Source organism: Cystobacter fuscus (assembly GCF_044360685.1).
Lineage (GTDB): Bacteria > Myxococcota > Myxococcia > Myxococcales > Myxococcaceae > Cystobacter > Cystobacter fuscus_C.
The window spans coordinates 8324177-8346320 of record NZ_CP043491.1; the positions used below are offsets into that span (position 1 = coordinate 8324177).

Here is a 22144-nt window from a genome sequence, read left to right on the forward strand (position 1 = left end):
CGGGAAAGGCTCCCACGGCACCTGACCGTGGGAGGTTCTTCCCCCAAGGCCCGTCTCTTCCCGGCTCCGCGAGGCGCCTCTGGAAGGGACGGGCCTTCTGCTTTTCAGGTGGCGCGGCCCACGCCCGCCCGCCGCGTCAGCACCTTCTGCAGGAGCACGAACGCCAGTAGCAGGCCGCCAATGGCCACGCGGGTCATCCCCGAGCTCATCATGCCTTCGTACGTGGTGATGGACGTGAGGATGAGGCCCAGCATCAACACGCCGATGAGCGTGCCGAACACCGAGCCCACCCCGCCCGCCAGCAGCGTGCCGCCAATCACCACCGTGGCGATGGCATCCAGCTCCATGCCCACGCCTTCCAGGTGGCTGCCGCTCGACAGATAGAAGGTGAGCGCCGCCCCGGCGAAGGACGCGCAGAAGCCACTGACGGCGTAGACCGCGATCTTCGTGCGCCGCACCGGCAGGCCCATGAGCAGCGCGGCCTCCTCCCCTCCCCCGAGCGCGTAGACCTCGCGCCCGAAGGGCGTGAGCACCGCCACGTACCACCCCACCAGCACGAAGCCCAGGAACAGCACCGCCGTCACCGGCAGCGGACCCACGCTGGCCAGGGCGATGGCCGTGTGGCTCGGCTCCGAGATGGAGATGGACTCCAGGTGGATGAGGAAGGCGAGCCCCCGGACGAAGAACATCCCCGCGAGCGTGACGATGAACGGCTTGATGCCCGTCGCGTGGATGATGGCCCCCATCACCGCGCCCAGCGCGGTGCCACACACGACCGACGCCGCGATGGCCACGTACACGTTCCAGTGCAGGTCCATGACCAGCACGCCGATGAGCACGCTGGAAAAGGACATCACCGCCCCGACGGACAGATCGATTCCACCCGAGAGGATGACGAACGTCATGCCCACCGCCACGATGCCCAGCACCGCGTTGTTGGACAGGAAGTTGATGAAGACCGGCAGCGAGAAGAAGCCCTCGTAGCGAATCGCCGCCACCGCGTAGAGCAGCACGTAGACGAGCAGGCCCGCCAGCACGGTGATGTGTTTGCGCACGAAGTTCATGCGGCCTCCGCGGAGCGGAAGCGACGCGCCAGCCGCTCGAAGGCGGGCGTCTGCATGAAGCACACGGACAGCGCCACCGCGGCCTTGATGATGAGCGTGTGCTCGGTGATGACCCCGCGCATCTGGAGCATGGTGGTGAGCGTCTGGATGAAGGTGGCCCCGATGAGCGAGCCCACCAGGTTGGCCCGCCCTCCCGTCAGGCTCGTGCCGCCCAGCACGACGGCGAGAATGGCATCCAACTCCAGGTAGAGCCCGGCGTTGGCCACGTCCGCCTCCTTGATGTCCGCCGCGGCGATGAGCCCGGCGAGCCCCGCGCACAAGGAACACGTCATGTGCGCCACCAGCCGGATGACATGCACCCGCAGGCCACACAACCGCGCGGCGCGCGGGTTGCTCCCCATCGCCTCGAGGTAGAGCCCCGCGGCGGTCTTGCGCAACATCAGCTCCACGAGCAGCGCCAGGGCCGCCACGAGGAAGATGGGAAATGGCAGGCCCAGCACCGTTCCATTGCCGATGAACTCGAAGGCCGGCACCTCGAAGCGGATCTTCTGATCATGCGTGAGCGCCTGCGCGAGCCCCCGACCCATCACCAACATCACCAGCGTCACGATGATGGGCTGGATGCCTCCATAGGCGACGAGCGCCCCGTTGAAGGCCCCCACCCCCAGGGCCAGCGCCAGCGCGGCCAGCACCGCCACGGGCACCCCCTGCCCCTGCTCCGTCATCAGCAGCGCCGCGACCGCGCCCGACAGCGCCATCACCGAGCCGACCGACAGATCGATTCCTCCCAGGGCGATGACCAGCGTCATCCCCACGGACAGGAGCATGACGGGGGCACCATTCTGGAAGATGTCCACGAGCGTGCCGAACAGCCGGCCGTCGCGCAGCTCCAGCCGCGCGAAGCCCGGGGTGAACAGCAGGTTGAAGACGAGCAGCGCCACGAGCGCCACCCAGGGCCAGAAGTTCCTAGGACGCATCGGTGTCCTCACTGGCGATCATCTTCATGACCTCTGGCAGCGTCGTGCGCGACAGTTCCCCCACCTTCTTGCGATCCCGGAACACGGCGATGCGATGAGACAGCCGGAGCACTTCCTCCAGCGCCGCCGAGATGAAGAGCACCGCGAGTCCTTTCTGGGACAGTTGCTGGATGAGCTTCTCGATCTCCCCCTTGGCCCCCACGTCGATGCCGCGCGTCGGCTCGTCGAGGATGAGCAGGCGCGGCTCGTACGCGAGCCACCGGGCGAGGATGACCTTCTGCTGATTGCCGCCGCTGAGCAGGCGGATGGGCTGCTCCACCGAGGGCGTCTTGATGCCCAGCTTCGTCACGAACTCCTGGGCGAGCTGCACCTGGCGCGCGTACGACAAGGTGAAGCCCAGCTTGCGCTGGACGACCAGCGCGATGTTCTCGCGCACCGACAACTCCGGGAAGATGCCCTCCGCCTTGCGATCCTCGGGCAGGAAGGCCATCCCCCGATCAATCGCATGGCGGGGACCCTTCGGAGACTCCCCATTGATCGTTCCGCTCCGGGCATGGTCGGCGCCGAACAACAGACGCGCGGCCTCGGTGCGGCCCGAGCCCAACAACCCCGCGAAGCCCACCACCTCGCCCTCGTGCAACGTCAGATCGAACGCGGGCACGCCCCGGCGCTCCAGCGCCCGGGCCTCGGCGACCACCGGCCGCTGGTTCGACCCATGCTCGTGCAGCGCGGGCTCCACTTCCTCGGGCACCTTGCCCAGCATGTGCGAGACCAGCTCCAGCCGCGAGAGCTGGCTGGCCTCGTACGTGCCGACGTGCGCGCCGTTGCGCAGCACGGTGATGCGATCACTCACCCGGTAGACCTGATCCAGGAAGTGGGTAACGAAGATGATGCCGAGCCCTCGCTGCTTCAGCTTCACGATGGTGTCGAGCAGCACCTCCGTCTCATGGCTGTCGAGACTCGAGGTCGGCTCGTCCATGATGAGCACCCGGGCACGCGTCTGCACGGCGCGGGCGATCGCCACGAGCTGCTGCACAGCGGCCGACAACGTGCCCAGCGGCTGGGTGACGTCGACGTGCAGATCGAAGGTGGCGAGGATCTCCTCGGCCTGACGGTGCATGGCCCGCCAGTCGATGCCGAACCAGCGCCGGGGGGCGCGGCCAAGGAACAGGTTCTCCGCCACCGTCAGGGTCGGGATGAGGCTGAGTTCCTGGTAGATGGTGCTGATGCCCTTCTTCTGGGCATCACCTGGCGAGGTGGGATGGAAGTCACGTCCCTCGAAGGTGAGGGAGCCTCCATCTCGCGCATAGACGCCGGTGAGGATCTTGATGAGCGTGGACTTGCCGGCGCCATTCTGGCCCATCAAGGAGTGGACTTCGCCCGCACGAACTTCGAGGTCCACGCCCGCCAGCGCGTGGACCCCGGGAAACCGCTTCTGGACTCCGCGAGCGACGAGGATGGGCTCAGTACTCACGCGAGCCGATGACCTGTGCCGCGGTGCTCTGCTCGAAGAGCTGATCGTTGCTCTTGATGAACTTCTCGACCTTCTCTCCCGCCCGGACCTTGTTGATGGTGTCGAAGACGAGGGGCCCGAGCAGCGGGTTGCACTCGACCGTGGCGTTGAGCTTGCCGGCGACCATGGCCTCGAAGGCACCCTTCACGCCGTCCACCGAGATGAGCGTCACGTCCTTGCCCGGGTTCATGCCCGCCTCGTCCAGGGCCTGGATGGCACCCAGGGCCATGTCGTCATTGTGGGCGTAGACGGCCTGGATCTGCTCGCGGTCGGACTTGATGAAGGCCTCCATGACCTCCTTGCCCTTGGCGCGGGTGAAGTCGGCGCTCTGGCTCTTGATGATCTTCATGTCCGGGTACTTCGCGAGGGCCTCCTCGAAGCCCTTCTTGCGATCGATGGCCGGGGCGGCGCCCGTGGTGCCCTGCAACTCGTAGATGTTGGCCTTGCCGTTGGTCTTCTTGGCGAGCCACTCGGCCGCCATGCGCCCCTCCTCCACGAAGTCGCTGGCGATGAGCGTGGTGTAGAGGCTCTCGTCGCTCGTCTTGATGCCGCGGTCCACGAGGATGACCGGGATGTTGGCCTCCTTGGCGCGCGTCAGCACCACATCCCAGCCCGTCTCCACCACCGGGGCGAGCACGATGGCGTCCACCTTCTGCGCGATGAAGGACGTGAGGGCCTGGATCTGCTGGGCCTGCTTGCCCTGGGCGTCGGCGAACTTGAGGTCCACGCCCCGCTTCTCCGCCTCGCTCCGGATCGAGTTCGTCTCCGCCGTGCGCCAGGCGCTCTCGGCACCCACCTGGGAGAAGCCCACGGACAGCTTCTTGGCCACCGGGGCGCCGCCCGCGCCCTCCGCGCCCGCCGCCGGCGCCTTGTTCTCCGCGGCCTGCTGCTTACAACCCACCAGGGCGACCATCGCCGCCACGATCATCCATCTCATGCGTCCCTCCAGGTGAGCGGCGGAACCCGTCCGCCGCTGAAATCAACGAAGCCCCACTTGGTGCACCACAAGCGACGGTTCTACTGCTTCAGTTCATAGACTCGCACGTAATCGAAGGTGGCGACGAAACCTTCTCCACCGATCGACAGCAAGCCCAGCCGGGGCGCCGCGCCCAGGGCGTGGGTCCACGTCGCGGTCCGGGTCCAGGTCGTGCCATCCCGGCTCGAATACGCGGTGTAGAGTTCCTCGCTCCCCTGGACACGCCGGACGATCCGCATCCAGACGGTCTCGTCGGCGGGGCCCCCGTAGGTATCACCAAAGAGCGGCGCTCCCACCGGCACCTGCTCCAGCGACACCTCCTTGGAGAAGGCGATCTGCCGGGTCTCGTAGAACGAGACGTGGGTCAGCCGCACGTAGTTGTCATCGTCCTTCTGGATCATGATTCCCGCCTGGACGAAGTTGTGGCAGCAGCTCACCGGCGGAAGGTTCAACGACATCTTCGTCTCCACGAGGAAGTTGCCCGTGGGGGCGGGCTGCCAGAGCACGGCGGCGGCATTGTCGCCCTGGTAGATGTCCTTGTTCCGGGTGTTGAAGCGGAACTGCCCCTGCTCCACCCCGTAGTCACTCATCACGGGAGGACGCGTCCAGGACCACTTCGGATCCAGCGAGGAGCCGTTGAACTCGTCCGAAAAGGCGGTCAGCTCGGCGCCCGGCAGATCCTGCTTCGCGAAGACGGGCTCGTAACGGCTCTTCTCGTTGGCCTGGGCGGCGGGAGCGGGCTGCTCGGAGTCCGAGGGCCCCTGGCCTCCGCGCGTCACCGGCCAGCCATCCACCCAGTCCAGCGCGTCCATGAGCACCGGGCGCTTGTTGAGGAGATCCCCCCCGCCGGGCGTGCTCGACACGTAGGGGCTGTGGCGGTCGATGCCGTGATAGACGATCCAATCCTGGCCGCCCGTGTCGGTAAAGACGCTGTGGTGCCCCACCCCCACCCAGCGGTTGCCATTGGCGCCCAGCACGGGCGTGCCGCCCACGCGGTTGTAGGTGAGGCGCACGCCTTCACGATCCACGAAGGGGCCATAGGGCTGCTTGGAGCGTCCGGCGAAGACGCTGTAGCCGGTGAGCGCGCCCCGGCAGCACTCCGCGGCGGAGGCGAGGAGATAGTAATACTCCCCATGCTGGATGACGTTGGGCGCCTCGTAGCGGTTGGGGGTGGCGACCTCCACCTGGGTGTACTTGTCGGAGGTGAGGCCATCCTCCGAGAGCTCGCGCACCGAGATGCCCCCGTAATAGCTGCCGTAATAGATGTACCGCTTCCCCCCCGGCGTGACGAGGACCTCGGGGTCGTACACGTGCCGCCTGGAGTTGCCGCAGCAGACGTTCTCGTGCGGCTCCACGACGGGCTTGTTCGAGATCGTCCAGGGCCCGGTGGGGCTGTCGCTCGTCGCGACGCCGATGGCGCTCCCGCCCTCCGGGGTGTCGGTGACGGTGAAATACAGATAGAACTTGTCGTTGAACCAGGCGATCTCGGGGGCCCAGATGCCGGCGCCGGGCTTCGCCCAATCCGGGAGCCTGGTCAGGGCATCCCCCACGTAGGCCCAGTTGACCAGGTCCTGGGATTTGAGGATGGGCAGCAGGTGATGTTTGTAGCGGCCCGAGCTGTCCCGGTCCTGCTCGTTCAGGGGGTCCGAGGTACACAGCATGTACCAAGACGTATCGCTGCCCTGGCCGCGGATGAGAGTCGGGTCGGCGCAGGTCTCCACGAAGCCTCCGCCCGGAATGGAAGCCCGCAGGGGATTGGTGAAGACGCGGCTCACGGGCGTGGGCGCCGGAGGCAGCGGGGGCTCGGACCCTGGAGGCTCCGGGGGATTCGGTGGTGTCGGCTCGCTCGGGCAAGCCGTGATGGTCAGCAATGCGAGCACTGGGAGCAGGGCTCCCATCCGGCTCCAACTCCGAGACGAGGACAAACCTCTCCGCATGAACCCTGCTCCCTTCGCTGGATGATGTAACGGCTGGTGGCTCTCAGGCCGCCCGGTCCCGGGCACCGTGCAAGAGGCCGCGCATCAGATACACGCGGGTGGAGGGTGTCAAGGACAGCGAGCCACCCTCTCGCACGCCCGCCATCCGTTGCACCAGACACGATGACAATGCATTGCGTCAAAACCATATGTCGGCTGGAATACACGCCCATCCCGAAGCCCATACATGCAGTGAGTGACTCGTGTCCGCCAATCCTGACGTCCTGCTGGATTGACCGGCGGATCATCACACCGTAGCCTGCCGCCCCTTTTCGCCGAGGACCCCCTTTGATGCGCTCACGCGGTGTCTCGTTTTCCGCGGCCCTGCTTTCCTTGTCCGTGTCCCTGGCTCTCGCGGTGCCAGGCTGCACGCAGGACACTCCCAAGCCACCTCCGGTGGAGCCCCAGCCCCCCGTCGAGCCGCCGCCGCCCGAGCCCCTCATACCGCTCGAGGTGACCAACCCGGTGCTCTCGGGGGACTTCGCCGATCCGTCCGTCATCAAGGTGGGCGAGGAGTATTGGGCCTCGGCGACGTCCTCGGAGTGGGCGCCCCAATTTCCGCTGCTGCACTCGAAGGATCTGCTGCATTGGGAGCTGGTGGGCTCCGTCTTCACGCAGCAGCCCGCCTGGTCCGAGGCCGACCCCGAGAAGCCCGAGTCCAACTACTGGGCACCCGAGCTGGCGGTCGACAAGGGCCGCTACTACGTCTTCTACACGGCGAGGAAGAAGGACGGCCCGCTGTGCGTCGCCGTGGCCACCGCCTCTCAGCCCCAGGGGCCGTACACCGATCACGGTCCGCTCGTGTGCGAGGAACTGGGCTCCATCGACGGCGCGATCATCCGCGACGAGAACGACGAGCTGTTCCTCGTCTGGAAGTTGGATGGCAACAGCCGGGGTCTGCCCACCCCCATCTGGGCGCAGCGGCTGGACGTGAGCGGAAACGAGCCCAGGCTCGTGGGAGACAAGACGCAGATCCTCCTCAACGACACGCCCTGGGAGGGCCAGCTCATCGAGGGGCCGCACCTCATCAAGCGCAATGGCTGGTTCTATCTGTTCTACGCCGGCGCCGGTTGCTGTGGCCGCGACTGCAATTACGGGGTGGGCGTGGCCCGCTCGCGCAAGCTGCTCGAGGGCTGGGAGAAGAACCCGCTCAACCCCATCATGAAGAACAACGAGTCCTTCAAGTGCCCGGGCCACGGCAGCGTGGTGACGGACGCGAAGGGACGCGACTACCTGCTGTACCACGCCTACCGCACCACGGACTCGGTCTACGTCGGCCGCCAGGGCATGCTGGACGTCATCCAGTGGGGCGCGGATGGCTGGCCCACCATCAACTCGCGCCGGGGCCCGGGCGGCAAGGTGCTCACCCGGTTCGCGCCCTTCTCCGATGAGTTCACCTCCCAGTCGCTCGCCCTCGGCTGGCAGTGGCCGAACACCTTCCCGCCCGTCCCGAGCCTCGCCAACGGCCTGCTGACCCTGAGCGTCCCCACCAAGGACCGGGCGAACAACCCCGTGGGCGCCATCCTCGCCCGCGCCACCAACACCGGCTCCTACTCGGCCGAGGCCGTCCTGGACGTCACCGGCGTCACCCCGGGAGCCCAGGCGGGACTCGCGGCGGTGGGAGATTGGGACAACTGGATCGGCGTCGTGCTCAATGGCGACAAGGTCGAGGTCTGGCGGCGTTATGAGCGCCAGCCGGTGGTGGTCACCTCCCTCGACGCGCCCACCCCGGCCGACGGCAAGCTCACCCTGCGGATGAAGGCGAAGGCCGGGCACCGGTTCCTGTTCTCGGTGCGGGGCGAGGACGGGAGCTGGGTGGACGTGGGCGGCGAGCAGGACGGCGGCATCAGCTACCGCAAGGATGGACCCATCCTCCTGCCTCCGTGGGACCGCGGCGTGCGCGTGGGACTCACCACCGGTGGGGCTCCGGACGCCTCCGCCCGCTTTGATTCGTTGCGCATCACCCCCGAATAATCGATGAAAGGGGGCGTGAGCCCTACCTTCCAGGAATTGTTCGGTCATCCGCCGGAGGTCGTCGCACAAGCCCCCGGCCGGGTGAATCTCATCGGCGAGCACACCGACTACAACGGCGGCTTCGTGCTGCCGATGGCCATCCCCCAGCAGACGCACGTGGAGCTGCGTCGACGGGGGGACCGGCGTGTCCGCGCCTTCAGCACCAACAAGAGCGCCGCGGGGGAGATCCTCGAGTTCGAGCTCGGCCAGGAGTCCACGGGCAAGGGCTGGCTCGACTATGTCCAGGGCGTCACCCACGTGCTCCAGCACGCGGGCTTCCCCCTGTCGGGCGTCGAGCTGCGCATCACCTCCGAAGTGCCACTGGGCAGCGGGCTGTCCTCCAGCGCGTCACTGGACGTGTGCCTACTGCGCGCGCTGCGCGAGGCGTTCTCCCTGCCGCTGGATGACGTGCAGATCGCCCTGCTCGGCCAGCGCGTGGAGGTGGACTTCGTGGGCGCGCCGGTGGGCGTGATGGATCCCATGGCCGCCAGCATCGCGGGCCTGAACGTCGCGCTCTTCCTCGACACGCACACCATGCGCTTCGAGCGCGTTCCCCTCCCGCCCGGCGTGGACCCCGTCATCATCAACTCGGGCGTCGCGCACAACCACTCGGCGGGTGACTACCGCGTGCGCCGCGCGGAGTGCGAGCGCGCCGCGAAGCAGCTCGGCGTGGCCCAGTTGAGGGACTTGACCGAGGCGGATCTCCCCCGGGCCGCCACCCTGCCCGAGCCGCTGGGCCGGCGCGTGCGGCACGTCGTGACGGAGAACGCCCGCGTGCTCGCCACCGTGGAGGCGCTGCGCAAGGGAGATCTCCCCGGCCTGGGCCGGCTCTTCTACGCCTCGCACGACTCCCAGCGCCTGGACTACGAGGTGTCCGTCCCGGAGATCGATCTGCTCGTGGACCTGGCCCGGGAGGACGCGGACGTGTACGGCGCGCGCCTCACGGGCGGAGGCTTCGGCGGCTCGGTGGTGATGCTGGCCCGCGACGGCACCGGCGCCGCCGTGGCCAAACGGATCGCCGAGCGCTACGCGGCCCGTTCCGGCCAGCGCCCGACGATCCTCCTGCCCCAGCCCTCCGGGGCCTAACGCACCAGGATGTCCGGCCGGGGGCGGCCGTCGATGCTCACGGTGGGCCAGCGCGGGTCCACCGTGAGGATCTCCACCCCGCCCTCGCTGGTGACGACGGTGTCCTCGATCTTCGCGCCGGGCAGTGACGGGTTCCACGCCAGGGCGTTGTGGGGCTGGAGCACGGTCTGAGAGCCCGGCCGGGCGACCTCGTCCCGCGACAGGTAGCCGCACGAGCCGCCCTGGTGGTGGAAGGCCTCGGCGCCCTTGCGCTCCAGCGCCGCGTACGCCTTCACGAGCGCGTCGTAGCCCTCGCCGAGCGTGGCGCCCGGACGCGAGACCTTGAAGACCGCGGCCTCGACCTGGGCGACGTCCGCGATGAGGTGGCGCTCGGTGGGGGTGGGCTTGCGGAAGTAGACGAAGCGGGTGAGGTTGGCAAAGAGCCCGTGGCGGCGGCCGCAGAAGACGAGCATGGCGCGTCCGCCCAGCTTCTCCCGGCTCGCCGTGGCGTGGCGGTGCAGGGGCAGGCGGCGCTCCTCGCCCACCAGGGTCAGCGTGGGGTGGATGCCCCGAGCCCACAGGGCCTCGGCGCCCGCGCCCGCGAGCTGCCAGCCCGTCCACTCCGGTTTGGCCGCGAGCAGCACGTCCGTCATCGCCTCCGCCGCGTCACGCCCGAGCACCCGGTAGCGCTCCAGCTCCTGGGGGAGCAGCGACCAGCGGGTGTGGAACAGCTCCTGGGGCAGCGGCACTTCGCCCTGCGTGGGGCGATCGGACGCCACCGGCGCCTTGCCCGCACGCGCCGCGACGAACGTCTCGCGCTGGCCCTTGTCCTGCCAAGGACCGGACCACACCGTGAGGCCCGGGGGCACCTCTTCCTCCTCCAGGCGGGCCGCCTCGATGGCGTCCGTCAGCACCCAGGCACCGTCCCGGGTGATGAGCACCTCGGCCACGCCCACGTCGGAGGAGAGCAGGACGACGTTGGAGCCCCCGCAGGTCGCCCAGGCGAACCAGTCCACGCCCCGCAGCCGCACCGCGCCCAGGCCGTGCTTCTCCAGCACCGCGCGCACGCGCGACAGCTTGGTCTCCAGCTCGGAAGGATCGAAGCGCGGCGTCTCCGACGCGCCCGCGGTCACCCGGGCGGAGGCCGCCTGGAGCCGCTCGCGCAGCCGGGGAACGACGTAGGAGAGATCCTCGGGCGCCTTCACCGGCTCGAAGCGCGAGGTGACGGGGTTGTCACGCGGCACCTCGATGAAGGCCACGGAGAGCACCGGGCGGTGGTCGGGGCCCACGACGGTGCTGGCCTCGCCCGTGACCTGCTCGAGCTGCAACACCTCCTGGCCCTCCACCTTCTTGCGCGCCACGCGGTAGGGCAGGTCGATGTTCTTGTTGAGCAGCGCCTCCAGCGCGAAGGCGATGTTGTTGGTGTTGATGAGCCGGTGCTGCTTGGGATCGATGTGCTCGATGAGCTGGGGGTGATTGCCGATGCGCACCGGGGCGGCGCCCGTGTCGAGCGCTCCGTTCTGGTTCGCGCGCGGCGTCACCTCCGCCGTCATCTCCCGGCCAAGCTTGAGGTGCAGCCCGACGATGATGGGATCCAGCGTCGCGCCCACGTTGTCGATGTTGGAGAAGAACACGTGGCGCACGCCGCGCCGGTGCAGCTCCGCCGCCGTGCCGCTCTCGCGGATGGCCCGGAAGAAGTCCCCGTGTCCGGACGGGGCCAGGGACAGCTCACCCGCCTTGTCGCGGAACAGCTCCCAGTTGGGCGTCAGCCGCGGCAGCATCCGCTGCTGGAACAACAGGATGTCCCGGCCCAGACCCCGGGCGCGCACGAAGGCCTCGATGCCCTCGTGGGTCAGCGGCGAGGTCATCAGCACCACGGGCACCGGGGCCCCGTGACGCTGGGAGACCTGGCGCACGTCCTCCAGCCGCACGTCCAGGAAGGTGCGCTCGTCGATGAGCGGGGCCAGGGCCTTGACGGCCCCACCGAAGCGGGTCCCCGCGCCCCCCACGAGGATGACCATGGCGACCTCACCCCGCCGCAGGGACTCCGAGCCCAGGCGGAGACATTCCTCGTACAGCGGCGTGCCGGGCGCGGGCACGGCTTCGATGTCGGAGGGATCCAGCGGGCGGAGTTCCACCGCGGGCGTGGACGGTCCGGCGCTCTGCTGCTCTTGTCGGACCTTGGCCACCAATTCCTGGAACTTCGTCGGATCGAAACCTGGAGACGTGTCGGTCATAGGTGGGCCCGGTTTAAGCCCTGCACCCCCACGCGGCAACTGGGTTTCATTGACGCTGGGTGACATCCCAGGCAGAGAGTTGTCTTCGTGATCTTCTCCCTGGTGGCCGCGGCACTCACGTCCCAGTCCCCCCTCCCCGCGCCCGAGGCCTCCGGGCCCGAGGAGCCCGATCGGCGCCAGCAGACGGTCGTCACGGCCTCGCGCGCCGAGCGCAAGCTGGAGGACGCGGTGGTGGCCACCGAGGTCATCACCCGCCAGCAGATGGAGGCCACCGGGGCGAGGGACCTGGGGCAGCTCCTCCAGCAGCACCCGGGCGTGGAGCTCGTCTACACCTTCCGAGGCGTGGGGCTGCGCCTGCAAGGGTTGGATCCTGAATACGTGCTCGTCCTCGTGGACGGCGAGCGCGTGAGTGGCCGGGTGGGCACCACGCTCGACCTGGGGCGCTTCAGCCTGCACGAGCTGGAGCGGGTGGAGATCGTCAAGGGGCCGGCCGCGGCGCTCTACGGCGCGGATGCCATGGGGGGCGTGGTGAACCTCATCACCCGCCGCGTCCAGCGCCCCCTGGAGGCCAGCGTACGGGGCCTGTTCGGCACGCTGCTGGAGGGAGATGTCCGCGCCCACGCGGGCACGAAGCAGGGGCCCTTCGAGGTGCGCGTGGGCGGAGGCTACCGCACGCGCAATCCCTATGACTGGGAGCCCCAGGACGCGGCGACGAGCGGCGCCGGGTTGAAGCGCTTCGATGGGGACGTGGCGCTCGCCTACGCGCCCGACGAGCAGTCGCGGGTATGGCTGCGCAGCGGCTACAACCGGCGCGACGAGAACGCCGTGGACCTCAACCCCTCGGGGGCCGTGCTCGACCGGCGGCAGCGCCAGGAGCAGTTCGATCTCTCCCTGGGCGGCCAGCACCGGTTCTCCGGCGGCCCCACCCTGCTCGCCCGAGGACACTTCGGCCTGTTCCGCGAGCAGCTCCTGCAGGATCAGCGCGGCTCGCGCGGGCTCGATGACTACTCGCAGAACCTCACCCGGCTCTACGAGGGCGTCGTCCAGGCGGACCATCGCCTCGGCGCCCATGCCCTCACCGGGGGCGTGGAGCTGCTCGGGGAAAGGCTCGACTCGGCGCGGCTCGAGCGGAGTCCCGTGCACCGCCTCCGGGGCGCCGCCTTCCTCCAGGACGAGTGGGACGTGGCCCTGGGCGCGGAGGGCACGGGGCCGAAGCTGAAGATCGCCCCCGGCTTGCGCTTCGATCTGGACTCGCAGTTCGGCGGAGCGCCCTCGCCCCGGCTCGCGCTCAAGCTGGATCCGAGCCCGGCCTTCACGGTGCGCGCCTCGGCGGGACTCGGCTTCCGTCCGCCCTCGTTCCAGGAGCTCTACCTGCGCTTCGCCAACACGGGCATCGGCTACGTGGTCGCGGGCAACCCCGAGCTCACCGCCGAGCGCTCCGTGGGCGTGAATGTCGGCGTGGACTGGCGGCCACCGATCGACGGGTGGCTCTTCTCCGCGAGCGGCTTCCACACCCAGTTGCGCAACCTCATCAACGTCACCGCCACGGGCGAGCCCAACCCCGACAACCCCGTCACCTTCAACTACGAGAACGTGGCGCGCGCCTATACCCAGGGCCTCGAACTCAACGGCCGCTTCCGGCTCCCCGTGCGCTCGACGTACCTGGACCTGGCGTACATGTTCCTGGACGCGAGGGATCGCACCCGGGACCGGCCGCTGGAAGGCCGCTCGCGGCACCGCGTCAACGCGCAGCTGTCCACGCGCTACCGCCCGTGGAACCTCGAGGCCGTGGTGCGCGGCTCGTGGGTGAGCGCCCGGCCCTACTACCTCGGCGTGGGAGGAGGCTTCGCCAACGTCATCGGCGCCGGGCAGGAGACGCGCGTGGGAGTGCCCGCCTACTTCGATCTCGAGGCCCAGGTGACGTACCACTTCAAGGCGGGATTCGAGTTCTTCGTCAACGGTTACAACCTGTTCAACGCGGGCGATCAGCAGTTCAACCCGCGCCCGCCACGCGGCGTGCTCGGGGGTGTGCAATGGGAATACTGAGGCTGGGACCGATGATGGGGCTCGCGCTGGCGGCGTGCGCGCCGGACCTGCGCGAGGACTACCCCTTCGATGGCCAGATCACCACCGGGCCGCTCGTCGAGGTGACACTCCAGGAGGACGGCAGCCACGTCGCCCTCATCGACGCGACGAACAAGTCCGCCCAGGTCTACCTCGACATCGACGAGGGCCGGGAGATGAAGACCGACGAGGCCCTGGAGAGCAACGAGTGGGACCTGGCCTTCCAGCGCTTCACCGTCACGATGAACGGTGGCGGTGGCAACCCCGCGGGCTCGGTGCGCGTGGCGGTGCTCCAGGGTCAGGGCTGGGATGCGCTCACGCAGGCGCCCGCCGAGGGCTACCAGCAGGACGCCTCCGAGACGGTGTTCAACGGCGCGCAGGGCGGCTGGTACGTCTATGATCTCGTCAAGCACCGCCTCCAGCCGCGCGACGAGCTGCTCTACGTGGTGCGCAGCAGCCGCGGGCGGTTCTTCAAGCTGCGGATGCTCGCCTACTACGACGCCGCGGGCACTCCCGCGCGGCCCTCGTTCCGCTACCAGGAAGTGGCGGCGCCCCCCTCCCCTCCCTGAGTCGCGCCCTCAGGGGGCGTGGACTTCCGGCCGCGCGAGCGGCGTGTACGGCAGCAGCCGGGCGCGGCACGTGGGGCCCACGAGCGTCAGCGCCCCCTGGGCCGCGAGCGACAGCAGGGGGCGGAGGAGCTCGTTGCCCTCGAGCGAGGACGAGTGCAACGGCACGCTGAAGCACAGCGCCTCGCCGTCGTGCCGGGGCTCACTCGGGGCGAGCGCCTGGATGAGCCGGTTCATGGGCTGGTTGCCCGGGAGCACGCGGAACTCGAAGCGATCCACGCCCCGCTCGCGCGCGGCCTGGACCAGGCTGTCCATCAGCAGGCGGCCGATTCCCTTGCCCTGGGCATCGTCCACCACGGTGATGGCCGCCTCGGCGACCTCGGGCATGTCCGCCAGCCGGAAGAAGCGGGCCACGCCCAGCCCCACTTCCCGGCCCAGGTCATCCCACGTCACCACGCCCAGCGCGACATGGCTCTCCCCATCCACCTCGGTGAGGTAGCGCAGCTCCTCGTCCGTCAGCCGGGGCTTGGCGGACAGGAAGCGCTGGTAGCGGGCCCGCGCAGACAGCCGCCCGAACCCCTCCCGCAGGAGTTGCGCGTCCTCGCGTCGCACCATGCGCACCTCCGCCCACGTCCCATCCTCGAGCATCACCCGCTCTCGAAACCCAGGATGGAAACGACGATAGGAACCCATGGAGGCCCTCCTGCTCCTTTCCTAATAACGTGAGACCCACGCCGCATCGCGTCAACAAGCCCCGCCCTCCGGACGGAGCCAGTGGACTTCAGTGGACAGGAGGGGGGTTTGGAAGTTGACGGTGGATGGGGCTGAATAGAGGGGCGGGGTCCCCGTCCGGAGCGCCATTCCCGCTCGCCCGCGTCCTTCTTCCGCCATGAACACCGCCTCGTCCCCGCTACGATTCACCTCGGTCTTCGCCCTCCTTCTACTGGCTGGTTGTAACAGCGCTTATCGGGAAGCCTTCAACCGCGCCCGGGAAGCCGCGATCCGCGGCGACTTCCTGACCGCGGCGCGCTCCTACCGCGACGCCTGCCGCGCCGCGCCCGATGACGAGGAGGCCTGCGGCCGTGTGCCCCTCTTCTCCGTCAAGGCCACGGATCAGGCCATCACCAGCGCCCGGCCGGGGTGTGACTCGGGCGATCTGGATCGCTGCCTGCCGCCGCTGCTCGACGCGCGGGATCTGCTGCCCGAGCACGCCGAGGTCAACGCGATGCTCGACAAGGCGAGCCAGTTGCACACCGAGCGCTGCGCCAGCCAGTGGAAGGAGAACGGCTCGGTGGGCTCGGCCGTCGCGGGCTTCGCGTGCCTCCAGGCCCGGGGACACCAGCTTCCCGTGGCCGCCTATCAGGATCTCCTCGCCTCGCGCGCGAGCCAGCTCTCCTCGCGCTTCGCGACGCTCGCGACCACCGCGCGCGACCGGGGAACGCAAGGCGCCGCCGCCGTGCTGTGGACGACGGCGCGGTGCCTGGCCCCCTCGGACAACACGAGCGCCGAGCTCCAGCGCGCCCAGCAGGACTTCCTCGCCCAGAGCAGCATTCCCGTCGACACCCGGCTCGACGGCTCCATCTACCGTCCCATCGCCCAGGGGCTGTCCACGCCGTGCTCCAGCCTGGCCTCGGGCCTGCCCCGGGGGAGCCGGTGCGCCGAGAACGGAACGGTGCCCGGTCAGCCCTCGCCGCTCGTGCTCCAGGTGGACGCGGTCGTCCAGCGCGTGGTGGAGCGCGTCTCCGAGGACGTGAACCACGTGCGCTATGTGAGCGGCACGCGGCAGGTGCCCAACCCCAGGTTCGAGCGGGCCCGCGATCGGCTTGGAGACGCCGAGCGCGAGCTGCGCAGGGCCGAGCGGGCCTTCGAGGAGAAGGACAAGGAGTGCAAGAAGAACCCGCCGGCGCACGATGCGACGTGCGTGGGTTGCCCGGACTCGCCCCCCGCGAGCACTCCCTCTTGTGACGAGGCGCGCCAGCTCGACGAGGAGCGCAAGCAGAAGGTGGCGGCCCGGGAGGAAGCGGGCCGGGCGCTGGATGGCCTCTCCGAGACCGTGACCGAGGACGTCTACGACACCTTCACCTACTCCGTGCTGACGCACGACTGGAGCTCGCCCTACCAGTTCACCCTGCGCGCGAACACTCCGGGGGGCTCGCCGCCGGTGCAGGATGCCGGGGTGCTGCGCTTCTCGGACGCGGAGCACGTGGGCTTCGGGCCCGCCGGCATCTCGGCGGATCCACTCGACATGCCGCCCCCCCATGCCTTCTCCGGCGCCTTCCTCGAGCGGCTCGCCCCGCACGTGTTCGCGGCGGTGCAGCACGACGCCCGGGTGCGAGGCGCCGCGCGCCGCTCCGCGTGCAATGCCCTGCCGGCCAACTGGAACACCGACTGGGTGCAGTGCTGGGCGGAAGCCACGCTCTGGGAGAACGGCGCGGAGCCCGCGCCCGACGAGTTCCTGCGGCTCGTCGCCTCCAGCACCGGAGCCTCCGAACAGCCCCAGTGCCGCTAGACGGCCAGATGCCGGGCAAGGTACCCCTTCCGCCCGGCTCGCCGTACTGAATCCCACACGTCATCCGCCGCCGGAGGCGGCCCCTCCGTTTCACTGGAGGAAAAAAATCGGGTGGATTGTCGCGGTGCGCGTCGCTCTCTACCGTAGCTGCGTCGAAGTCATACACGCAGTCACAGCCACGCGAGGACGCACCATGATGCCTGCTTCTCAGATGCCCATGCCCATGCCCATGCAGTCTGGAATGAACCCGATGATGAGCGGCATGAACCAGATGCCGATGATGGGCGGCATGATGCCCATGCCCATGATGGGCGGGATGATGGGCATGAACCCGATGATGGGCATGAACCAGATGCCGATGATGGGCGGCATGATGCCCATGCCCATGATGGGCGGGATGATGGGCATGAATCAGATGCCGATGATGGGCATGAACCCGATGATGGGCGGCATGCCCATGATGATGCCCATGATGATGCGCATGCCGATGATGTGCCGGATGACGATGGAGATGGGCAAGGACGGCATGATGTGCCGGATGATGCCCATGGACGCCTCGCAGATGGACATGATGAAGGAGTGCTGCGAGGCGATGAACTCCATGATGGCCATGGGGATGCCGATGATGATGATGTGCAACGGCATGCCCATGATGATGGGGATGATGGGCAACGCCAAGTAGTCCGCGCCCCACCAGGCACGAAGCACGAGAGCCGGCGTGCCGCCCCACGGGGCCGCGCCGGCTCTCGGTGTTTTCGGGGACGCGCGAGGCCCGCTCAGCCGACCGTTTCCGCGTACGTCATCACCAGGTACATCACCGAGTCCACGCTGCCGGTGTTCCGGTAGACATGCGCCACGTCCGCCTCGAACAGGATGGCGTCTCCCGCGTTCAGCACGTGGCGCTCCTCGCCCCGATCGATCTCCACCGTGCCCGACGTCACCACCAGGTTCTCCATGGTGCCGGGCGGGTGGGCGTCCGCCGTCTCCGTCGCTTGCGCGGCCAGCCGCAGCTCGTAGAACTCCACGCGCCGGGGCTCGTCGAACGGGAAGAGCGCCCGCGACACGAACTTCCCGTCATGGGAGGACAGCCGCTTGGACTGCAGGGAGCGCATCAGGCGGGTACCCGTCTGGGCCGTGGTGCTGATCAGCGCCGAGAACGGGATGCCCAACGCCCGGGCGATCTTCCAGATGACGTTGATGGTGGGCGCGCTCTGTCCCAGCTCGATCTGCCCCAGCATCGCCCGGCTCACGCCCGAGGCCTTGGCGAGCCGCTCCAGGGACAGGCCCCGCTGGGTGCGCAGCCGGCGCAGGTTGCGTCCGACAATGGGCGCCAGATCGGTGGACGACTCCGCGTGCGCGACCTCATAGGCCCACTCCTCCTCGGAGGAGGGGGCCTCGGCCACGGGCGGCGCCACCTTCTTCGCACCCGGCTCCCGCTTCCGGCCCTTGGCCGGAGCGACTTCGGCTTCCTCCGACGAGGGAGGGGTGTTTTCTCGAACCGATTTCACGTCGGCCAGACCATGACCCACACCCACACCGGCGTCCAGCGGTGCATGGGCATGTGTGTCCAGGCCGACGAGGCCCTGGGCTCACGCCGCTTCCGGAACTCTTCGAGGTTGATGACTTCGGCGGCCTGATTCATGAGGAAGTGTCTCCGATAACGGAATCATGTCCGCAGAAGCGGACGTGCGCAATATCCGTTTGAGCGGAGGAGCTGTCAATCCAGGCCCCAGGGCGGGCGGGCACCCGGCCCGTTGGACTAGGCTGCCGGGCAGGCAATCCCCCATGTCCGGCCACCCCTTCGATCATCTCCCCGACGTGCGAGACGGCCTCACCCGGGCCGAGCGCATCATCCTGCACACCCTGCACCGGCTCGAGCAGGAGCGCCCCGGGCGCGCCGTGCCCACCGCGCAGCTCTACGGACACGTCGTCGAGCAGTTGGACATCAGTCCCGATGCGTTCCAGGCCCTCCTCTCCCGACTCGTGGGGCGGCATATGCCCCGGGCGAAGGAGGAGTGAGGGCCGTGGCCAGGAACGACGACAAGTCCAAGGGGTTCCACCAGCCCTTCGCCAGGCTCGGGGGTCTGCGCGACGCCCTGCCCTCCACGAAGCCCGAGCTGCGTCCGGAGGACTTCCCCGCCACCCCACCCGACCAGGGGCCCGAGCGCGTGACGGTGCGCCGGGAGAGCGGCAAGGGCGGCGAGGACTTCACCGTGGTGGAGGGACTGGGCCTGCCCGCGGCGGAGCTCCAGGTCTGGTTGCAGGCGCTCCAGCGGGGCCTCGCGTGTACCGGAACCGTGGAGGGAGAGCGGCTGCGGCTCCGGGGAGATCACCGCTTCTCCCTGCCCGACCTGCTGCTGCGCCGCGGCGTCAAACGCGTGGTCCAGGGCTGAGCGCGGGCGCTCCCCCCGGGGACACTCACACCACGGGCGTCTTCGACGGCTCCCCGGTGGTGGGCTCGACGGGCTCCGGCGGGGGCGACTCGGGCGGCGGCGCGGGCTGCTCCGGCGAGGAGGGAGGCGTCTCGGGCGCGCCGCCGGGCGTCTCGTTCTTCTGGGCGTCACGTTGCGCGCTCTTCTCCCCGGCGCGCTCGGCCTCGCGAAGGAACTCCGCGTATTCGTCCTTGCGGCTGGCGGCGCGCTGCTGGGCCTGCACCGCCTGTTGGGCCGCGTCGTGCCGGCCCCGCTGGAGGGCGCGATGCGTGAGCCAGACGCCCAGGGCGAACACGGCCGCCTCCATCGAGAGCACCACCCACCCGCGCTCCACCCACCCGTCGATGCCGTCCTGCACGAACTGAAGCGCGACGAGGAAGAGCTCGCCGGTGAGCGCGGCCCCGAGCGCGGTGGACAGGGGGCGCAATTCGAGGATGCGCGCGGCGCCGTAGCACAACAGGGGCAGCACGACGAGCACCCACAGGTTCTGCACGCCCAGGCCAATGGCGAAGCGCACGTAGCCGAAGGGCAACGCCTGGACCCGGCCAATGAGGCGCTGGGAGAGGGCCACGCTCACGATGGAGCCGAGGATCAAGGCGAGAAACCCCAGCCCCACGGTGAACTGGAAACGGCGGATGCGAACACGCAGCGGTTCGAGAAAAGCCTTCGAGGAGCTCACGGGGAAGCGAGCCTAGCGCAAGCCTGACCGGGCAGGCATTCCGGGACGCTCACTCCTCGTCGCCCCCGTCCGCCGTGCCGCCGGGGGAACGAGGGGGCGGGCCCTCCCCATAGAACACCTCCTCCAGGACGAGCCCATGGGCCGGCGCGGTGGGGCCGGCGCGCTTGCGGTCCCGGGCGGCGAGCACCTCGGCCATCCAGTCCGGGGGCCGGCGGCCCTTGCCCACCTCCACCAGGGAGCCCACGAGGTTGCGCACCATGTGCTTGAGGAAGGCGGTGCCCTCGACGGTGAAGGACAGCACCCCACGGCTCTCCCCCTGGATGTCCACCCGGCGCACCTCGCGCACGGCGTGGGCCGCCTGGCAGTCCGAGGCGCGGAAGGAGGAGAAGTCGTGCCGCCCCACCAGATGGGCCGCGCCGCGCCGCATCGCCTCCACGTCCAAGGGGGCGAACACCTCCCAGTGCGTGGCGCGCAGCAGCGGCGAGCGCGAGGGCGCGTTGCTCACCCGGTAGCGGTAGCGCTTGCCGAACGACCAGCGGCGGGGATCGAAATCGGCGGGAACCTCCTCGGCCCGGACGACGGCGATGTCCTCGGGCAACAGGCTGTTGAGCCCCATCCAGTAGGCCTTGAGCGGCAGCACGCGCCCGGTGGTGAAGCACACCACCTGCCCGGTGGCATGCACGCCCGCGTCCGTCCGGCCCGCGGCCTCCACCGGCACGCGCTCGCCGAGCAGCTTCTCCACCGCGTCCAGCAGCCGCGCCTGGATGGAGACGCCATTGGGTTGGACCTGCCACCCCACGTAGTTCGTGCCGTCGTATTCGACCGTCAGCTTCAGGCGGGGCATGTCAGCGGTACTTGAGCCAGGCGGAGAGGACCTCGCCCACCATGCGTGTCACGGGGACGTTGTTGCGGCGGGCCATCGCCTCCAACTGCTCGAGCTGCGCGGCGGAGACGGGCACGGGAAGCACGTGCTCGCCGCCGGAGGGCGAGTCCGACGCCGGCACCTGTTCCTGGGTGGTGCGGGGCACCGAGCGCAGCCGCTCCTGCTCCTCCTCCAGCTCGCGCAGGAAGAGCTGCTTGAGGAAGTTGGACAGGTGCACGTGGGTGGGCGTGAAGTCGTACGCGTTGAGGAAGCGGTCCAGGTCCTGCTGGAAGTGCCAGGCCGACGGGTAGCGCTTGTCCCGGTCGCGCTCCAGCGCCTTCATGAGGATGGCTTCCACGGGCTCGGGGATGTCCGCGCGGAAGTACGAGGGCGCATACACCTTGCCCTCGACGATGCCGCGCATCACCGCCACCTCCGAGTCACCCGAGAAGAGTTGGAAGCCGGTGAGCCACTCGTAGAGCACCGCCCCCAGGGAGAACAAGTCGCTGCGGTGGTCCACCGGCTTGCCCAGGCACTGCTCGGGGCTCAGGTAGCTGAGCTTGCCGCGCAGCTCCCCGGCGCGCGTCGTCTGCTGGGCGCGGTTGGTCGCCTTGGCGATGCCGAAGTCGAGCACCTTCACCGTGCCGTCGAAGCACACGAAGATGTTCTCCGGCGTCACGTCCCGGTGGACGATGTTCAGCGGCGAGCCGTACAGGTCCACCTTCTGGTGCGCGTAGTGCAGGCCCTCGCACACGGACGAGGCGATCTTCAGCGCGTACACCATGGGAAAGGAGATGCCGAGCGACTCGGCCATGGGCACCACCTTGCGCGTGTCACGGCCGAAGAGGTACTCCATGGCGATGAAGTAGCTGTCCTCCACCTTCCCCAGGTCGTGGATCTGCACGATGTTGGGGTGGTTGAGCTGGGCGGCGAGCCGGGCCTCGTTGAGGAACATGCGCACGAAGGCCGGCTGCTTGGACAGCTCCGAGCGGATGCGCTTGATGACCACGGGCTTGTCGAAGCCGTCCGGACCGGACTGGTGGGCCAGGAACAGCTCCGCCATTCCACCCACGGCGATGCGCTCGAGGAGTTGGTACTGCCCAAAGGGCACGGGGGCGCGCGGCGCGACGGGAGCCATCAGAGGCGGCACGATAGCGCCTCCCAGGTCCGCGCGGACAACGGAGTTGCGCGGGGGAGTTGCGCGGAGCCCC

21 protein-coding genes are annotated in these 22144 nt (G+C 69.1%); 7 read left to right on the forward strand and 14 right to left on the reverse strand.

Annotated features, from left to right (window positions below):
• Positions 1-104 precede the first annotated feature (104 nt).
• From F0U63_RS34015 to F0U63_RS34035, 5 genes are all read right to left on the reverse strand, one after another.
• On the reverse strand, positions 105-1064 hold the full coding sequence (locus F0U63_RS34015; protein WP_395836484.1) for a sugar ABC transporter permease YjfF: 960 nt from the start codon (positions 1062-1064) through the stop codon (positions 105-107).
• On the reverse strand, positions 1061-2041 hold the full coding sequence (locus F0U63_RS34020) for an ABC transporter permease (RefSeq protein ID WP_395836486.1): 981 nt from the start codon (positions 2039-2041) through the stop codon (positions 1061-1063). Before F0U63_RS34020 ends, F0U63_RS34015 begins: the two co-directional genes overlap by 4 nt.
• Positions 2031-3515 (reverse strand): sugar ABC transporter ATP-binding protein, encoded by a 1485-nt coding sequence (locus F0U63_RS34025; RefSeq protein ID WP_395836488.1) that lies wholly within the window; start codon positions 3513-3515, stop codon positions 2031-2033. The genes F0U63_RS34020 and F0U63_RS34025 overlap by 11 nt, the downstream gene beginning before the upstream one ends.
• Positions 3505-4491: an ABC transporter substrate-binding protein gene (locus tag F0U63_RS34030; RefSeq protein ID WP_395836490.1), complete on the reverse strand. Its 987-nt coding sequence runs from the start codon at positions 4489-4491 to the stop codon at positions 3505-3507. Before F0U63_RS34030 ends, F0U63_RS34025 begins: the two co-directional genes overlap by 11 nt.
• An 80-nt stretch (positions 4492-4571) precedes the next feature.
• On the reverse strand, positions 4572-6428 hold the full coding sequence (locus F0U63_RS34035) for a family 43 glycosylhydrolase (protein WP_395836492.1): 1857 nt from the start codon (positions 6426-6428) through the stop codon (positions 4572-4574).
• A 369-nt stretch (positions 6429-6797) separates the two neighbouring features.
• Between F0U63_RS34035 and F0U63_RS34040 the strand changes: the two genes are divergently transcribed.
• Together F0U63_RS34040 and galK are read left to right on the forward strand one after the other, a co-directional pair.
• Entirely contained in the window at positions 6798-8480 is a 1683-nt protein-coding gene (locus F0U63_RS34040) for a family 43 glycosylhydrolase (protein ID WP_395836494.1), read from the forward strand.
• A 15-nt stretch (positions 8481-8495) separates the two neighbouring features.
• The gene (galK, locus tag F0U63_RS34045) at positions 8496-9605 is read left to right on the forward strand and encodes a galactokinase (RefSeq protein ID WP_395836496.1); all 1110 of its coding nucleotides are present in this window, start codon (positions 8496-8498) and stop codon (positions 9603-9605) included.
• Here the strand turns inward: galK and F0U63_RS34050 are convergent.
• Complete coding sequence (locus tag F0U63_RS34050) at positions 9602-11821, reverse strand: UTP--glucose-1-phosphate uridylyltransferase (protein WP_395836498.1); 2220 nt, start codon at positions 11819-11821, stop codon at positions 9602-9604. The two genes, galK and F0U63_RS34050, sit on opposite strands and share 4 nt — an antisense overlap.
• Positions 11822-11908: 87 nt before the next feature.
• Here F0U63_RS34050 and F0U63_RS34055 point away from each other — a divergent pair, with 87 nt between their 5' ends.
• Both F0U63_RS34055 and F0U63_RS34060 read left to right on the forward strand, forming a co-directional pair.
• Entirely contained in the window at positions 11909-13867 is a 1959-nt protein-coding gene (locus F0U63_RS34055) for a TonB-dependent receptor plug domain-containing protein (RefSeq protein ID WP_395836500.1), read from the forward strand.
• Positions 13855-14454 (forward strand): HmuY family protein, encoded by a 600-nt coding sequence (locus F0U63_RS34060; RefSeq protein WP_395836502.1) that lies wholly within the window; start codon positions 13855-13857, stop codon positions 14452-14454. Before F0U63_RS34055 ends, F0U63_RS34060 begins: the two co-directional genes overlap by 13 nt.
• Before the next feature lie 9 nt (positions 14455-14463).
• Here F0U63_RS34060 and F0U63_RS34065 read toward each other — a convergent pair whose 3' ends face one another.
• Positions 14464-15144, reverse strand: coding sequence for a GNAT family N-acetyltransferase (locus F0U63_RS34065; protein WP_395836504.1), 681 nt, complete (start codon positions 15142-15144; stop codon positions 14464-14466).
• A gap of 196 nt (positions 15145-15340) precedes the next feature.
• On the opposite strand from F0U63_RS34065, the gene F0U63_RS34070 reads away from it, so the two are divergent.
• Positions 15341-16960 carry a hypothetical protein gene (locus tag F0U63_RS34070; protein ID WP_395836506.1) on the forward strand — a complete coding sequence of 540 codons (1620 nt, stop codon included), beginning with the start codon at positions 15341-15343 and terminating at the stop codon, positions 16958-16960.
• Positions 16961-17167: 207 nt separating this feature from the next.
• Here the strand turns inward: F0U63_RS34070 and F0U63_RS34075 are convergent, their stop codons facing one another.
• From F0U63_RS34075 to F0U63_RS34090, 4 genes are all read right to left on the reverse strand, one after another.
• On the reverse strand, positions 17168-17368 hold the full coding sequence (locus F0U63_RS34075) for a hypothetical protein (protein ID WP_395836508.1): 201 nt from the start codon (positions 17366-17368) through the stop codon (positions 17168-17170).
• A 3-nt stretch (positions 17369-17371) separates the two neighbouring features.
• Positions 17372-17638 (reverse strand): hypothetical protein, encoded by a 267-nt coding sequence (locus tag F0U63_RS34080; RefSeq protein ID WP_395836510.1) that lies wholly within the window; start codon positions 17636-17638, stop codon positions 17372-17374.
• Between the two features lie 98 nt (positions 17639-17736).
• Positions 17737-18468 carry a helix-turn-helix domain-containing protein gene (locus F0U63_RS34085; protein ID WP_395836512.1) on the reverse strand — a complete coding sequence of 244 codons (732 nt, stop codon included), beginning with the start codon at positions 18466-18468 and terminating at the stop codon, positions 17737-17739.
• Complete coding sequence (locus F0U63_RS34090) at positions 18465-18602, reverse strand: hypothetical protein (protein ID WP_187344977.1); 138 nt, start codon at positions 18600-18602, stop codon at positions 18465-18467. The genes F0U63_RS34085 and F0U63_RS34090 overlap by 4 nt, the downstream gene beginning before the upstream one ends.
• A 143-nt stretch (positions 18603-18745) precedes the next feature.
• Between F0U63_RS34090 and F0U63_RS34095 the strand changes: the two genes are divergently transcribed.
• On the forward strand, positions 18746-18979 hold the full coding sequence (locus tag F0U63_RS34095; RefSeq protein WP_002621142.1) for a hypothetical protein: 234 nt from the start codon (positions 18746-18748) through the stop codon (positions 18977-18979).
• Between the two features lie 5 nt (positions 18980-18984).
• A complete protein-coding gene (locus tag F0U63_RS34100; RefSeq protein ID WP_395836515.1) occupies positions 18985-19353 on the forward strand; it encodes a translation initiation factor in 369 nt (122 codons plus the stop codon).
• Between the two features lie 25 nt (positions 19354-19378).
• Here the strand turns inward: F0U63_RS34100 and F0U63_RS34105 are convergent, their stop codons facing one another.
• The 3 genes from F0U63_RS34105 to F0U63_RS34115 are packed head-to-tail and all read right to left on the reverse strand — an operon-like array spanning position 19379 to position 22071.
• A complete protein-coding gene (locus tag F0U63_RS34105; RefSeq protein ID WP_395836517.1) occupies positions 19379-20071 on the reverse strand; it encodes a hypothetical protein in 693 nt (230 codons plus the stop codon).
• A 49-nt stretch (positions 20072-20120) separates the two neighbouring features.
• The gene (gene truA / locus F0U63_RS34110) at positions 20121-20915 is read right to left on the reverse strand and encodes a tRNA pseudouridine(38-40) synthase TruA (RefSeq protein WP_395836519.1); all 795 of its coding nucleotides are present in this window, start codon (positions 20913-20915) and stop codon (positions 20121-20123) included.
• A gap of 1 nt (position 20916) precedes the next feature.
• On the reverse strand, positions 20917-22071 hold the full coding sequence (locus tag F0U63_RS34115) for a serine/threonine protein kinase (protein WP_395848471.1): 1155 nt from the start codon (positions 22069-22071) through the stop codon (positions 20917-20919).
• Positions 22072-22144 lie beyond the last annotated feature (73 nt).

What these genes read in the sequence shown, in the direction of transcription:
- F0U63_RS34095 (WP_002621142.1), top strand. Translation starts at nt 18,746, where the DNA reads ATGTCCGGCCACCCCTTCGATCATCTCCCCGACGTGCGAGACGGCCTC.
- F0U63_RS34030 (WP_395836490.1), bottom strand. Translation starts at nt 4,491, where the DNA reads ATGAGATGGATGATCGTGGCGGCGATGGTCGCCCTGGTGGGTTGTAAG.
- F0U63_RS34075 (WP_395836508.1), bottom strand. Translation starts at nt 17,368, where the DNA reads ATGCCCATCATCCCGCCCATCATGGGCATGGGCATCATGCCGCCCATC.
- F0U63_RS34065 (WP_395836504.1), bottom strand. Translation starts at nt 15,144, where the DNA reads ATGGGTTCCTATCGTCGTTTCCATCCTGGGTTTCGAGAGCGGGTGATG.
- F0U63_RS34035 (WP_395836492.1), bottom strand. Translation starts at nt 6,428, where the DNA reads ATGGGAGCCCTGCTCCCAGTGCTCGCATTGCTGACCATCACGGCTTGC.
- F0U63_RS34050 (WP_395836498.1), bottom strand. Translation starts at nt 11,821, where the DNA reads ATGACCGACACGTCTCCAGGTTTCGATCCGACGAAGTTCCAGGAATTG.
- F0U63_RS34040 (WP_395836494.1), top strand. Translation starts at nt 6,798, where the DNA reads ATGCGCTCACGCGGTGTCTCGTTTTCCGCGGCCCTGCTTTCCTTGTCC.
- F0U63_RS34115 (WP_395848471.1), bottom strand. Translation starts at nt 22,071, where the DNA reads ATGGCTCCCGTCGCGCCGCGCGCCCCCGTGCCCTTTGGGCAGTACCAA.
- F0U63_RS34090 (WP_187344977.1), bottom strand. Translation starts at nt 18,602, where the DNA reads ATGAATCAGGCCGCCGAAGTCATCAACCTCGAAGAGTTCCGGAAGCGG.
- F0U63_RS34020 (WP_395836486.1), bottom strand. Translation starts at nt 2,041, where the DNA reads ATGCGTCCTAGGAACTTCTGGCCCTGGGTGGCGCTCGTGGCGCTGCTC.
- truA (WP_395836519.1), bottom strand. Translation starts at nt 20,915, where the DNA reads ATGCCCCGCCTGAAGCTGACGGTCGAATACGACGGCACGAACTACGTG.
- F0U63_RS34070 (WP_395836506.1), top strand. Translation starts at nt 15,341, where the DNA reads ATGAACACCGCCTCGTCCCCGCTACGATTCACCTCGGTCTTCGCCCTC.
- F0U63_RS34015 (WP_395836484.1), bottom strand. Translation starts at nt 1,064, where the DNA reads ATGAACTTCGTGCGCAAACACATCACCGTGCTGGCGGGCCTGCTCGTC.
- F0U63_RS34060 (WP_395836502.1), top strand. Translation starts at nt 13,855, where the DNA reads ATGGGAATACTGAGGCTGGGACCGATGATGGGGCTCGCGCTGGCGGCG.